A 12,742-nucleotide genomic window follows, 5' to 3' on the forward strand; every position below is an offset into this window, starting at 1 on the left:
AGTGATGCTGGCTTTTTCGCGATCATTGTCTGTGATGGCGAGTGTTAGTCGTAAAGCGACGGCTCACCTTCAGGACGGCTTTTGAAGCGGCGATGCAACCACATGTATTGCTCAGGTGCTCGCATGATAGAGCGTTCTACAAATTTGTTGGTGTAAATGGCAGCGGCTTCTTCGTCGTCATACGGGAAGGCATCCATTGGTGGGTCTAGGGTCAGCGTATACCCTGTGCCGGTGCGATCACGCGTGATGGTAAATGTCATCACTTTCGCTTTGCCTGCAGAAGCTAGAAGGTGCGTACCTGTCGTTGTACAGGCTTTTTCTACTGCAAAAAAGGGAGCCCATGCGTAGCGATGGCGACCGTAGTCGTGGTCTGGCGCATACCAAAGTAACTCGCCCTTACGCAGTTCTTTAACCATACGTTTTACATCGCGGCGTTCAATCGCTCCATTTTCACGGGTGCGGCCTCGGTATTGAAACCAATCGTACACAGGGTTGGTGTTTGGACGATAAACGCCGTAACCGGAGGTGTGCACACCAAATGCGCGAGCGCCTAGCTCCAAGTTAAAGGAGTGAACGGCGACAATCAGTACGCCTTGTTCACTTGCACTTATCTCGTCAAGTTGCTCAAAGCCGACGTATTTCATGTGTTTCTTAATACGCCATTGCGGCCAAAACCATGCCATGCAGGTTTCAAATAGGGCTAACCCCATATGTTGAAAGTTTTCTTTCAACATGGCGTCTCGCTCGCCGCCTGTCATTTCAGGAAAACAGAGTTGAAGGTTACGCTCGGCGATTTTTCGACGGCTTTTGAACAGCTTCATGATCAGAAGACCAAGGTTCTGACCTAAGAAGCGCTGAACGCGATATGGCAGCCAACTGATGAGAAACATCAGGCCAACCCCAATCCACGTATGCAGATATTTAGGGTGTAGATAAGACCATTGGAATGTCGGTGCGTCGTGTGTTCGACTCATGGCGATTATGTGTTTCCTGACTCAGTCGATATACAGAAGAAACGCATTGTAACCTTAACTCTGACTAAGATGCATGTTTCAGTGTGTTAGTGAAGGAGAGATAGCCCTAATCGGCTGTTGCTTCGAGGGCTTTATGATATTATCGCCAACGTTCCTTTGTCCGTGGAGAAAACGATGAAACTCACTTTGCCTGACTATCAGCAAGCCGACGTTCTGGTTGTTGGTGATGTAATGCTAGACCGTTACTGGTATGGCCCAACTGGCCGTATTTCACCTGAAGCACCCGTTCCTGTGGTGCAAATCAGTCAAACTGAAGAACGTCCAGGCGGCGCGGCGAACGTGGCAATGAATATTGCAGCGCTTGGCGGCAAAGCGCGACTGATTGGCCTTGTTGGTCAGGATGAACAAGCTCAGGTGCTGAATGACACCTTGAGTTCACTGAAAGTGGATTGTCATTTTGTTGGCTTGGCGGATTACCCTACCATCACGAAACTGCGCGTGATGAGCCGTAACCAACAACTTATCCGTCTGGATTTTGAAGAAAGCTTCCGTAACGTGGATGTGCAACCGATTCTTGAGCGCATTGAAGCCGCGTTACCGCAAACCAAAGCGATGATCTTGTCTGATTACGCGAAAGGTGCGCTAGAGAATGTTCAGCCGATGATCCAATTGGCGCGTAGTGCGGGAATTCCAACGCTGGTTGATCCTAAAGGCGCAGATTTTGAACGTTACCGCGGCGCAACGCTTCTAACGCCTAACATGAGTGAATTTGAAACTGTGGTAGGCGCGTGTCTTTGTGAAGATGACATCATCGAAAAAGGCTTAGGGCTTATCCGTAAGTTTGAATTCGACGCATTGCTTGTTACTCGCAGCGAACACGGCATGATGCTGTTGCAAGAAGGCCACGAGCCTTTGAACCTGCCAACACTGGCGAAAGAAGTGTATGACGTGACAGGTGCAGGCGATACCGTGATTTCTGTGTTGGCGTCATCGCTAGCAGCGGGTAAATCACTGGCTGATGCATGTGCGTTGGCGAATGCTGCAGCGGGCGTGGTTGTGGGTAAACTGGGTACGTCAACATTGTCTACCATTGAGTTGACAGAAGCGGTACACGGTAGCCACCAATCTGGTTTTGGTGTTGTGACTGAAAACCAACTGATTGCTGCCGTTCAAATGGCTAAAGCCCGTGGCGAGAAAGTCGTGATGACTAATGGATGTTTCGACATTCTGCATGCGGGTCACGTCGCTTACCTGAATGAAGCAGCTAAATTGGGCGATCGCTTGATTGTGGCTGTGAACACGGATGAATCTGTTCGTGGACTGAAAGGTCCTGGTCGCCCTGTTAACCCAACGGATCGCCGCATGGCGGTACTGGCAGGGTTGAGTGCTGTGGATTGGGTTGTTCCTTTTGGTGAAGAAACCCCTCAGCGTTTAATCAGCGATGTGCTGCCAAGCTTGCTGGTAAAAGGTGGTGACTACAAACCGGAAGAAATCGCTGGTGGTAAAGAAGTGATCGCTGCTGGCGGTGAAGTGTTGGTGCTGAACTTTGAAGATGGTTGCTCAACCACTGAAATCATCAATTCAATCTTAAGCGGTCATAACTAACTGATTCTGTCTAGGCGCTAAGAATAAAAAAAGGCACCGCATCTGCGGTGCCTTTTTGTTTTTTCAGAAAATTCAGCGCTGTTATCAGCAACCGAACGTTAACGAAATACGATAACCAAAGGGCTTATTTCTTCGGTGCGATAAGACCGCTGTTTACTTCAACCAGATCATTTTCACTCAGTGTACCCACTGCTTGACGAAGTTGAAGAACGCTGACGATGTAGTCGTAACGTGCATCAGATAGGTTGCGGTTTGCATCGTAAAGGCGGCGCGTGGCATCCAATACGTCAACAATGGTACGCGTACCCACTTCGAAACCTGCTTCAGTGGCTTCCAACGCAGAGCGCTGTGAAATCACGGTTTGCTCATACGCACGCAGTGCGCCAATGCTGGCATTGATGTTGTTGTAGAATGCGCGAACATCTTTCACTGTGGTGCGGTAGGTGCCTTCAAGTTGCTCAGACGCTGATACATAGTTGTATTGCGCTTCTTTCACACCTGCGGAGATGGTGCCACCCGTGTATAGCGGCATGGCAAAGTTGATGCCACCCGTTAACTGGTTGTTGCTCACATCACGTGTTGAATTCGATTTGTTGTTTTGATCGGTGTAACCGTAACCCATGTTAAAGGTTAGAGACGGCATATGACCCGATTCGGCCAAGCTGATGCGCTCTTTCGCCGCATCGCGAGAAATACGCTGGGCCAACAGGCTCAAGTTCGTTTCTTCTGCTTGTTTCACCAGTGCTTCAGGCGTTTGATCTGGGCGGGTAGCCGAGAACGATTTGGTGTTAAGAACACTCAGTGACTCATGGCGTTGGCCTGTGATTTCACGCAGCTCTTCGTAGCTGTTGCTCACTGAGTTTTCAGACAGGATTTCTTGCGCCAGTACTGAGTCATATTGTGCTTGTGCATCATGAACGTCAGTGATCGCGGATAGACCGACTTCAAAGCGCTGCTTGGTTTGTTCTAGCTGACGGCCTACCGCGGCTTTTTCAGCACGAACAAAAATCAGATCATCAATCGCACGCAATACGTTGAAATAAGATTGAGAGACGCGAAGGATAAGCCCTTGTTGCTCAACGGCGTAAACAGCATCTGCTTGGCGTGCAGTGATTTCTGCAATGTCTAAATTGATCCAGCTATTTTGGTCAAACAGCTCTTGGCTCAAATCGATACCCGCTGTTAGCGTGTCGGTGTCGAAGAAGGGACCATTTGTTCCTTCATCGCTGTTACGGGCTAGGTTGTAACCAGCAGAAAGATTGATTTGAGGCAAAAGCGTACCGCGATTTGTATCAACAGCAGCAAAGGCAGCATCACGTGTAGCCGCTGATTGCAGCAGTTGTGGGTCGCTTTGTTTTGCCTGTTCGTATACTTGGATCAAATCATCTGCGCTAGCCATTGAAGCTGCTGTACTCAGCGCAACTCCGATGAAATAGGGAAGCAATTTCTTCATAAAGGTAATCCCTGAACTTTTCGTTGTTTTATAAATTGCCAAAAGGTAATCGGCCTAGTGTAAACCATGCTCGCTTACTTGAAACTGACAATGTGCGGATTTATTAAGAAAAATTGGTCGTAAAAGCATCGAAACTTAGACGACACTCAAATATTTCTGCAATCCATACCAAAAAAGTGAAGCTTTATGATTGCGGCTACTTATTTGTGAGACTTATCATTTGCACTCCGCTCGGAGGCAATATGGGACAAAACGTGCCACAAAATATGCACCCAAATCAATTTGGTGGAGATGACGTCGAGATTGAACATTCTGACGTTGTCTATAATGGTTACTTTAAGATGGTTAAATATCGCTTTCGTCACCGCCTGTTTGCTGGTGGCTGGAGCGAGACCATTGAACGTGAGCTTTTCGAGCGAGGGCATGCGGTGGCGATGCTCCCTTATGACCCTGTCACTGACAAGGTCGTACTGGTCGAGCAGATCCGCATCGGTGCAATGGCCGCGAGCCCTTCGCCTTGGCAGTTGGAAATTGTCGCGGGTATTATCGACAAAGATGAGACACCGGATGCGGTTGCTGTGCGTGAAGCCGAAGAAGAGGCTGGCCTCTCAGTGAATGAATTGGTGCCAATGACCAGTTACCTTTCTAGCTCGGGTGGCTGCTCTGAACGCATTCATTTGTATTTGGGTATTGTTGATGCCAGTGATGCTGAAGGCATCCATGGTCTGCCTGAAGAAGGCGAAGATATTCTAGTTCACCTTGTGCCGCGAACAACCGCGATGCAGTGGGTTGAAGAAGGTAAAATTGAAAACGCGGCGTCGATCATCGCGTTACAGTGGTTAGCCTTAAACTTAAAAAAGTGGCGTGAAGATTGAGTGACGCATTCATCGGACCGCTAGCGGGAAGAGATATGTTGAAACGAGGGTATCAGGTTGATTTATCTGCCTTGATGCGAATGTATGAAACCAATTATGCCAAGTTGCTGCGACTGATGCCCCGTCAGGATGATGTCGGGGAGTTCTGTGTGTATGACATACAGGGAAATGAGTTCCAATTAGATGTAGTTGAGTCGACACGTTACACCACGCTGTTAGATATTTGGCAGCGGGGCGAGATCCCTCATTATTTGAGACCTCGGCTCACGGTTCGAATGTATCACGATGCACGAGTCGCTGAAGTGTGTACTAGTCAGCAGATTTCTCGAATTCAGCCGAGTTATGATTATCCGAATCCACGTATGCACCAGCGCAATGAGAAACATCAGATTAATGCGTTTCTTTCTGACTGGCTGGGGCATTGTTTGAGAAACGGAATAGCAAAACAGAATATTATTTATTAGTTTGACGCGTTAACATGTCGACGCGTATTTACCATCAGGATTTTCAAGACGTTGCGGACTTGCCATCTACCTAGCCAACACAGCCAGACCGTCCGGTTGTTGCAAATAACAGATACTCACCTTTTTGCCGATCCTTATGGCTGTTTGCTGGGGGTGAATACGGCTGCGAGTTATCATGCCGTGGTGGCTGAGATCCAAGCTAAAAATGTAGAGTTTGACGCGATTATCGCAACGGGTGATTTATCTCAAGATCACACGGAAGAGTCTTATCAGCGTTTTGTGGATGGTATCGCTTCTTGGTCTCAGCCTTGTTATTGGTTACCGGGTAATCACGACTACCAGCCAGAAATGCAAAAAGCCTTGGCGCAATCGACGCTTGTGCGTTGCGATCATGTATTGGTTGGCGAAGACTGGCAGTTAGTGATGCTCGACAGCCAAGTAAAAGGCGTGCCTCATGGGCGTTTGTCGCTAGAGCAATTGTCGTTACTGGAACAGGCACTTTCTGCCAATCCCAATCGCTATACCTTAGTGTTGTTGCACCATCATCCACTTCCTGCCGGCAGTGCTTGGCTTGATCAGCATCAGCTTCATAATCAAGAAGACTTTTGGAGCTTGGTAGGGAAGTACAACAACGTTAAAGGCGTTGTGTGCGGACATATTCATCAAGCATTAGACGTTAATGTAAATGGGTGTCGAGTCATGGCTGCGCCATCGACGTGTATTCAGTTTCTGCCTGATTCTGATGATTTTGCTCTTGATTCGACCAATCCAGGGTGGCGAGAAATCTCATTGCATCAAGACGGCACCATCACCTCAACGATTGGACGTTTGGACGGCAGCGTGTTTCAACCTGACATGAATTCGTCTGGCTACTAAACATGGCGCCTTTACTGCTTTATATCCACGGTTTTAATAGCTCCCCTCTGTCAGCAAAAGCGCAGCAAATGAAGACTTGGTGCGACGTTCATCGGCCTGACATAAAGCTGGAAGTTCCCCGCCTCGCCTGTTACCCTGCCGACGCTGCAAGCCAGCTAGAACAGCTTGTTGAGCGTTATAAAGGTGACTATTGTATCGGTTTGGTCGGTAGTTCTTTAGGAGGGTATCTCTCCACATGGCTCAATAACAAATATGGCTTTCGTGCTGCATTGGTTAACCCTGCTGTGAAGCCGTATGCGTTGTTGGCCGATTATCTTGGCCCGCAACAAAATCCGTATACTGGTGAGCAGTATTTGCTGGAGCCTCATCATATGGATGAGCTCAAAGCGCTGGATACAGAATTCATCACACATCCCGATTCAATTTGGCTGCTTCAGCAAGAAGGTGATGAAGTGCTTGATTACAAGCAGGCCGTCTCCAAATATCAGCACTGTAAACAGACTGTTGAGGCGGGCGGCGATCATGCTTTCGTCGGCTTTGATAGATATCCCGCTGAGATTATTCAATTCTTAGGACTGTGACTGTAACTCACAGAAAGATCGCATCAGCTGTGTCATTATTTGACAAGCAAGCGAACCATCGCAGACCATGTAACAAAATTTAGAAACCAATCATCTATGACAGAGCAAGTTTATAACGCTGGATCCATTGAAGTCCTCAATGGTCTTGAACCGGTTCGTCGTCGTCCCGGTATGTATACAGACACGACCCGTCCTAACCACCTTGGTCAAGAAGTCATCGATAACAGTGTCGATGAGGCATTGGCTGGGCATGCACGTAAGGTTGAAGTCATTCTTCACGCCGATCAATCACTTGAAGTGATTGATGACGGCCGAGGTATGCCTGTTGATATCCACCCTGAAGAAGGGGTTTCGGGTGTCGAACTGATCATGTGTAAACTGCATGCGGGTGGTAAGTTTTCGAACAATAACTACCAATTTAGTGGCGGTTTGCACGGTGTCGGCATTTCTGTGGTGAATGCGCTATCGAACCGTGTGGAAGTTTCTGTCAAACGCGATGGTCAGGTATATGAAATCGCCTTTGAACATGGTGACAAAGTCCAAGACTTAACGGTCACAGGTACTTGCGGACGCAGAGCGAAAGGCACGCGAGTGCATTTTTGGCCAGATGCTAAGTACTTTGATTCTCCAAAATTTTCTGTTTCTCGCCTAAAAAGCAACCTGAAAGCCAAAGCCGTTTTGTGCCCAGGCTTAGAGATCGTCTTCACTGATAAAAACACCAATGAAACCATCAAGTGGTGTTACGACAGTGGATTGAAAGACTATCTCGCTGAAGGCGTGAAAGGCTATGAACTGCTGCCTGCTGAGCCGTTTACTGGCGACTTCAATGCACCTCATGAAGCAGCCGACTGGGCGGTGATTTGGCTACCTGAAGGTGGCGAACTCGTCACTGAAAGTTACGTTAACTTGATTCCGACAGCACAAGGCGGTACGCACGTTAATGGTTTGCGTCAGGGCCTTCTTGATGCAATGCGTGAGTTCTGTGAATTCCGTAACCTATTGCCACGTGGCGTGAAACTGACCGCCGATGATGTCTGGGAGCGCTGTGCCTATGTGCTTTCAGTCAAAATGCAGGATCCTCAGTTTGCAGGGCAAACCAAAGAGCGTTTGTCTTCGCGTCAGTGCGCTGCATTTGTTTCAGGTGTGGTGAAAGACTCTTTTAGCTTGTGGCTGAATGAACGCCCTCAAGTGGCAGAGCAGTTGGCGGAAGTCTGTATTGCAAACGCGCACAAGCGTATGCGTGCTGCTAAGAAAGTCGTGCGTAAGAAAGTCGCTTCTGGCCCTGCATTGCCGGGTAAGCTGACCGACTGTTCTATGCAAGATCTGGCGCGTACTGAACTCTTCCTCGTGGAAGGGGACTCGGCAGGTGGTTCAGCCAAACAAGCGCGTGATCGTGAGTTTCAAGCCATCATGCCGCTGCGCGGTAAAATCCTAAATACGTGGGAAGTCTCTGCCGATCAGGTGCTTGCTTCACAAGAAGTTCATGATATTTCTGTGGCGCTGGGTATTGACCCTGATAACGATGATTTGACAGGGCTTCGCTATGGCAAGGTTTGTATCCTCGCGGATGCGGACTCGGATGGTCTTCACATTGCGACCTTGCTCTGCGCACTGTTTGTTAAGCACTTCCATGCGCTGGTTAAAGCGGGTCACGTTTACGTGGCAATGCCGCCTCTTTATCGTATCGACTGCGGTAAAGAAGTGTTCTACGCCCTTGATGACGCAGAGAAAGCGGGCATCTTAGAAAGCTTGAGCAAGAAGCGCGCGAAAATTGATGTTCAGCGATTCAAAGGTCTGGGTGAAATGAACCCATTGCAATTGCGTGAAACGACCATGGATCCGAATACTCGCCGATTGGTGCAGTTGACCATTGACGATCAAGAAGAAACAGACCGCATGATGGACATGCTTCTTGGTAAAAAACGCGCTGAAGATCGTCGCCACTGGTTGCAAGACAAAGGCGACAGAGCCGAACTGGCAGATATTTAATTAGAGTTTAGAATCGGACGTTTTCAATGACTGATATCACTTATGACGGTGTCGAGCAGCTTCCCCTTCGGAAGTTCACCGAGGATGCATACCTCAACTACTCGATGTACGTCATCATGGACCGCGCATTACCATTTATTGGTGACGGCCTAAAACCGGTACAGCGCCGCATTATCTATGCCATGTCAGAGCTAGGTCTGTCGGCAACCGCAAAGTATAAAAAATCCGCCCGTACTGTGGGTGACGTGTTGGGTAAATACCACCCACATGGTGATTCGGCGTGTTATGAAGCCATGGTATTGATGGCTCAGCCTTTCTCTTACCGCTATCCATTGGTTGATGGACAAGGTAACTGGGGCGCACCGGATGATCCGAAATCATTCGCCGCAATGCGTTATACCGAATCTCGTTTGTCGCGCTTCTCAGAGGTTCTGCTGAGTGAGCTAGGCCAAGGCACGGTCGATTGGCTGCCAAACTTTGATGGCACCATGAAAGAGCCAAAAACCATGCCGGCGCGTTTGCCTCACATTCTGTTGAATGGTGTGACGGGTATCGCGGTAGGTATGGCGACGGACATTCCGCCGCATAATGCTCGTGAAATTGCCAACGCTGTCGTGGCGCTGATTGATTCGCCGAAATTGGATTTGGACGGCATTCTCGAGCACGTGAAAGGACCTGATTATCCAACGGAAGCGGAAATTATTACGCCGCACGTTGAATTGAAGAAGATGTACCACGAAGGCCGTGGCTCGGTGAAGATGCGTGCTGTTTGGCACAAAGACAATGGCGATATCGTCATTACCTCTTTGCCGCATCAGGTGTCTGGAGCAAAACTGCTTGAGCAAATCGCGAACCAGATGCGTGCGAAGAAACTGCCAATGGTGGACGATCTTCGTGACGAATCGGATCATGAGAACCCAACGCGTATCGTGATCGTGCCGCGCTCAAACCGTGTCGATTGCGATCAGTTGATGAATCACCTGTTTGCCTCTACCGATCTTGAGCGAAGCTACCGCGCTAACTTGAATATGATTGGCCTTGATGGTCGTCCTCAAGTAAAAGGCTTGCTTCAGATCCTCACTGAGTGGCTGGAGTTCCGCCGCACCACAGTGACACGTCGTTTGCAGTACCGCTTGGACAAAGTGCTTGCTCGCTTGCACATCCTTGAGGGTTTGTTAGCTGCGTATCTCAATATCGATGAAGTGATTGAGATCATCCGCACCGAGGATGAGCCAAAGAAAGAATTGATGGCGCGTTTTGACCTGAGTGAGAAACAGGCCGAAGCAATCCTTGAAATCAAACTTCGTCAATTAGCGAAGTTAGAAGAATTTAAGATCCGCGGTGAGCAAGACGAATTGAACAAAGAGCGTGAGCAGCTAGAGAAGTTGCTGGGCTCTGAGCGTCGTCTGAACACGCTACTGAAAAAAGAAATCATCGCAGATGCTGAGAAATACGGTGATGATCGTCGTTCACCATTGGTAGAGCGCGCTGAAGCGAAAGCCATGACAGAACGCGATTTGATGCCGAGTGAGCCGATCACTGTTGTGCTGTCAGAGAAAGGCTGGATTCGTCATGCGAAAGGCCATGACGTTGACGCAAGCACATTGAGCTACAAATCAGGTGATAACTACTTGGCTTCAGCCCGAGGAAAGAGCAGTCAACCTGCTGTATTCATTGGGACTGATGGGCGTAGCTATGCGCTGGAATCACACTCTATGCCGTCTGCACGTAGCCAAGGTGAACCAATCACTGGTCGCCTTAACGTCACGGCAGGAACCACTATCCGTCATGTATTGATGGGTGAGAATGATCACTTGATGCTGATGGCGTCTGATGCGGGTTATGGCTTTGTGTGTAAGCATGACGATCTGCTGTCGAAGAATCGCAGCGGTAAAGCACTGTTAAGCCTGCCTCAGGCTTCAGAGGTGATGCCACCGCAAAAAGTCAGCGACATTGAAAGTGACGATATTCTTGCGATCACCAATGAAGGACGGATGTTGGTATTCCCGGTGAAAGAGCTGCCTCAACTGGGTAAAGGCAAAGGGAATAAGATCATCAATATTCCTGCAGCGCGTGCGAAAGCCCGTGAAGAATTGCTGGCACAGTTGTGTGTGATCCCACAAGGCTCAACCGTGACCTTGCATGCAGGTAAGCGCAAATTGTCGCTTAAGCCGACTGACATCGATAACTTCCGCGGTGAGCGAGGTCGACGTGGTGCAATGTTGCCGCGTGGGTTGCAGCGTGTCACAACGATTGAGATTGAATCGCCAAATTCGGTGGAGCCTTCGGAAACACCGGAAGCGTAATCATCAACAATACTCTAAACCCTCCAGCCGGAGGGTTTTTTATCGGCTTTTGTTGACGTTTTATCGTTCGGTGGGTGAATTTTGCCGATGGATAAGTATACTAGTCGCCAATATGTTTAAGCTTACACCTGTACGCTGTAATTCTACCGCTTGGTTGAATAGGGCTCACAGGGATGTTTTCCTACCCCCGATAACGGGTGTCAGGCATTAGGAGAGAAGAATGTACTTTATACTGCGACTGCTGGCGGTTGCCTTGTTTGCGATTGTCATCTTTGTGTTCGGTTGTGGTTACTGCCTGTTAAGCCCGAGAAACCCCGAGAATGTTTACACCATTGGTCGCTGGTTCGGCAAACTCTCTAGTTTGTTTGGGATCAAGCTGAGTTTACGCGAAACTGACGCTTCAAAAGAGGTGGGTACCTGCGTATATATCGCTAATCACCAGAGTAACTGGGATTTGGTCACTGTTTCTAACGCGGTGCGTCCACGCGCGGTGACCGTGGGTAAAAAGAGCCTGACTTACATTCCTATCTTTGGTGCTATTTATTGGTTAACGGGTAATATTCTGATTGACCGTAATAACCGCAGCAAGGCGATGGGCACGATTGGTCAGGTTGTGGATCAAATCAAAGAAAACAACGTGTCAGTGTGGCTATTCCCTGAAGGTACGCGTTCTCGTGGGCGCGGCTTATTGCCTTTCAAAACGGGAGCGTTTCACGCTGCTATTGCCGCTGGCGTACCGATTGTTCCTATCGTGTGTAGTTCAACCCGAGATCTGAGAGCATCTCGTGGTGACAATGGGCATGTGATTGTGGAAGTGATGAATCCTATCTCGACGGAAGGCATCACGAAAGAGCAAGTCCGTGAATTGGCTTCTCGTTGTCACGACGTGATGGCAGAAAAGTTAGCGCAACTGGACGCTGAAGTGGCTGAGTTAAACAAAAAGGCATAAACTTCCGCTCACGCTGAACAAAAGGATACGCCTGTGCGTATCCTTTTTTAGTTTTTACGCGATAGTAGAGTGAGAGAAGTTAAGCACTATGCTGAGAAATCAGGTTGTTTTAGTCACTGAAAGTGGTGAAGTCACGGGACTTGCTGAGAAAATGGCAGCGCACCAACAAGGTCTGCTTCATTTGGCGTTTTCTGTGATGATTTATCGAGAAACGGCGTCAGGGCGTGAGTATTTGCTTCAGCAACGTGCAGAGCATAAATATCACAGTGGTGGGCTGTGGACCAACACGTGCTGTTCCCACCCTATGCAAGGGGAATCTTTCGAAGTCGCGGCGACACGTCGCTTGAATGAAGAACTCGGTATTATTGCGCCGCTGAAATTTCAAATGGGTGTGACATTTTGTTATCGCGCAGTCTTGGACAACGACCTTACTGAGCATGAGCTTGATCAGATTATTTTATGCCAAGTGGATGAGGTAGAGCTTGAGCCAAACCCCGATGAAATCATGGATTGGCGCTGGTGGCCTGAGCAAGAGATGAATACAGCACTGGCAGCGACCCCTGAACACTTCACCGCTTGGTTTGCGCAAGTCGTCGGGCATGTTGATGCTCAATTAGCGAGTTAACAGCTTGCTGTGTGCGTTTGTCATCGAACAGAAAAAAAGCGGCAG

Annotated in this window: 11 protein-coding genes; 9 read left to right on the forward strand and 2 right to left on the reverse strand. The window is 48.7% G+C overall.

Annotation, left to right across the window (positions count from 1 at the left end; all coding sequences use genetic code 11):
• Positions 1-44 precede the first annotated feature (44 nt).
• Entirely contained in the window at positions 45-974 is a 930-nt protein-coding gene (gene lpxL, locus LRP50_RS22955; RefSeq protein ID WP_274166750.1) for an LpxL/LpxP family Kdo(2)-lipid IV(A) lauroyl/palmitoleoyl acyltransferase, read from the reverse strand.
• A gap of 174 nt (positions 975-1,148) precedes the next feature.
• Here lpxL and hldE point away from each other — a divergent pair, with 174 nt between their 5' ends.
• The gene (gene hldE / locus LRP50_RS22960; protein ID WP_274166751.1) at positions 1,149-2,579 is read left to right on the forward strand and encodes a bifunctional D-glycero-beta-D-manno-heptose-7-phosphate kinase/D-glycero-beta-D-manno-heptose 1-phosphate adenylyltransferase HldE; all 1,431 of its coding nucleotides are present in this window, start codon (positions 1,149-1,151) and stop codon (positions 2,577-2,579) included.
• Positions 2,580-2,703: 124 nt separating this feature from the next.
• On the opposite strand, the gene tolC is transcribed toward hldE, so the two are convergent.
• Complete coding sequence (gene tolC / locus LRP50_RS22965; protein ID WP_274166752.1) at positions 2,704-4,032, reverse strand: outer membrane channel protein TolC; 1,329 nt, start codon at positions 4,030-4,032, stop codon at positions 2,704-2,706.
• A gap of 242 nt (positions 4,033-4,274) precedes the next feature.
• Here tolC and nudF point away from each other — a divergent pair, with 242 nt between their 5' ends.
• From nudF to idi, 8 genes are all read left to right on the forward strand, one after another.
• Positions 4,275-4,907 (forward strand): ADP-ribose diphosphatase, encoded by a 633-nt coding sequence (gene nudF, locus LRP50_RS22970; RefSeq protein WP_274166753.1) that lies wholly within the window; start codon positions 4,275-4,277, stop codon positions 4,905-4,907.
• Positions 4,908-4,942: 35 nt separating this feature from the next.
• Positions 4,943-5,371: a DUF1249 family protein gene (locus LRP50_RS22975; RefSeq protein WP_274166754.1), complete on the forward strand. Its 429-nt coding sequence runs from the start codon at positions 4,943-4,945 to the stop codon at positions 5,369-5,371.
• Positions 5,372-5,422: 51 nt separating this feature from the next.
• On the forward strand, positions 5,423-6,247 hold the full coding sequence (gene cpdA / locus LRP50_RS22980; RefSeq protein ID WP_274166755.1) for a 3',5'-cyclic-AMP phosphodiesterase: 825 nt from the start codon (positions 5,423-5,425) through the stop codon (positions 6,245-6,247).
• 2 nt (positions 6,248-6,249) lie between these two features.
• The gene (gene yqiA, locus LRP50_RS22985; protein WP_274166756.1) at positions 6,250-6,828 is read left to right on the forward strand and encodes an esterase YqiA; all 579 of its coding nucleotides are present in this window, start codon (positions 6,250-6,252) and stop codon (positions 6,826-6,828) included.
• 96 nt (positions 6,829-6,924) lie between these two features.
• Positions 6,925-8,817, forward strand: a complete 1,893-nt coding sequence (gene parE / locus LRP50_RS22990) for a DNA topoisomerase IV subunit B (RefSeq protein ID WP_274166757.1) — start codon at positions 6,925-6,927, stop codon at positions 8,815-8,817.
• 26 nt (positions 8,818-8,843) lie between these two features.
• The gene (gene parC, locus LRP50_RS22995; protein WP_274166758.1) at positions 8,844-11,123 is read left to right on the forward strand and encodes a DNA topoisomerase IV subunit A; all 2,280 of its coding nucleotides are present in this window, start codon (positions 8,844-8,846) and stop codon (positions 11,121-11,123) included.
• 220 nt (positions 11,124-11,343) lie between these two features.
• On the forward strand, positions 11,344-12,072 hold the full coding sequence (locus LRP50_RS23000; protein ID WP_274166759.1) for a 1-acylglycerol-3-phosphate O-acyltransferase: 729 nt from the start codon (positions 11,344-11,346) through the stop codon (positions 12,070-12,072).
• Between the two features lie 88 nt (positions 12,073-12,160).
• Complete coding sequence (gene idi, locus LRP50_RS23005) at positions 12,161-12,697, forward strand: isopentenyl-diphosphate Delta-isomerase (RefSeq protein WP_274166760.1); 537 nt, start codon at positions 12,161-12,163, stop codon at positions 12,695-12,697.
• Positions 12,698-12,742 lie beyond the last annotated feature (45 nt).

Source organism: Enterovibrio gelatinilyticus (assembly GCF_028683095.1).
Taxonomy (GTDB): domain Bacteria; phylum Pseudomonadota; class Gammaproteobacteria; order Enterobacterales; family Vibrionaceae; genus Enterovibrio; species Enterovibrio gelatinilyticus.

What these genes read in the sequence shown, in the direction of transcription:
- lpxL (WP_274166750.1), bottom strand. Translation starts at nt 974, where the DNA reads ATGAGTCGAACACACGACGCACCGACATTCCAATGGTCTTATCTACAC.
- LRP50_RS22975 (WP_274166754.1), top strand. Translation starts at nt 4,943, where the DNA reads ATGTTGAAACGAGGGTATCAGGTTGATTTATCTGCCTTGATGCGAATG.
- LRP50_RS23000 (WP_274166759.1), top strand. Translation starts at nt 11,344, where the DNA reads ATGTACTTTATACTGCGACTGCTGGCGGTTGCCTTGTTTGCGATTGTC.
- hldE (WP_274166751.1), top strand. Translation starts at nt 1,149, where the DNA reads ATGAAACTCACTTTGCCTGACTATCAGCAAGCCGACGTTCTGGTTGTT.
- yqiA (WP_274166756.1), top strand. Translation starts at nt 6,250, where the DNA reads ATGGCGCCTTTACTGCTTTATATCCACGGTTTTAATAGCTCCCCTCTG.
- tolC (WP_274166752.1), bottom strand. Translation starts at nt 4,032, where the DNA reads ATGAAGAAATTGCTTCCCTATTTCATCGGAGTTGCGCTGAGTACAGCA.
- parE (WP_274166757.1), top strand. Translation starts at nt 6,925, where the DNA reads ATGACAGAGCAAGTTTATAACGCTGGATCCATTGAAGTCCTCAATGGT.
- nudF (WP_274166753.1), top strand. Translation starts at nt 4,275, where the DNA reads ATGGGACAAAACGTGCCACAAAATATGCACCCAAATCAATTTGGTGGA.
- idi (WP_274166760.1), top strand. Translation starts at nt 12,161, where the DNA reads ATGCTGAGAAATCAGGTTGTTTTAGTCACTGAAAGTGGTGAAGTCACG.
- parC (WP_274166758.1), top strand. Translation starts at nt 8,844, where the DNA reads ATGACTGATATCACTTATGACGGTGTCGAGCAGCTTCCCCTTCGGAAG.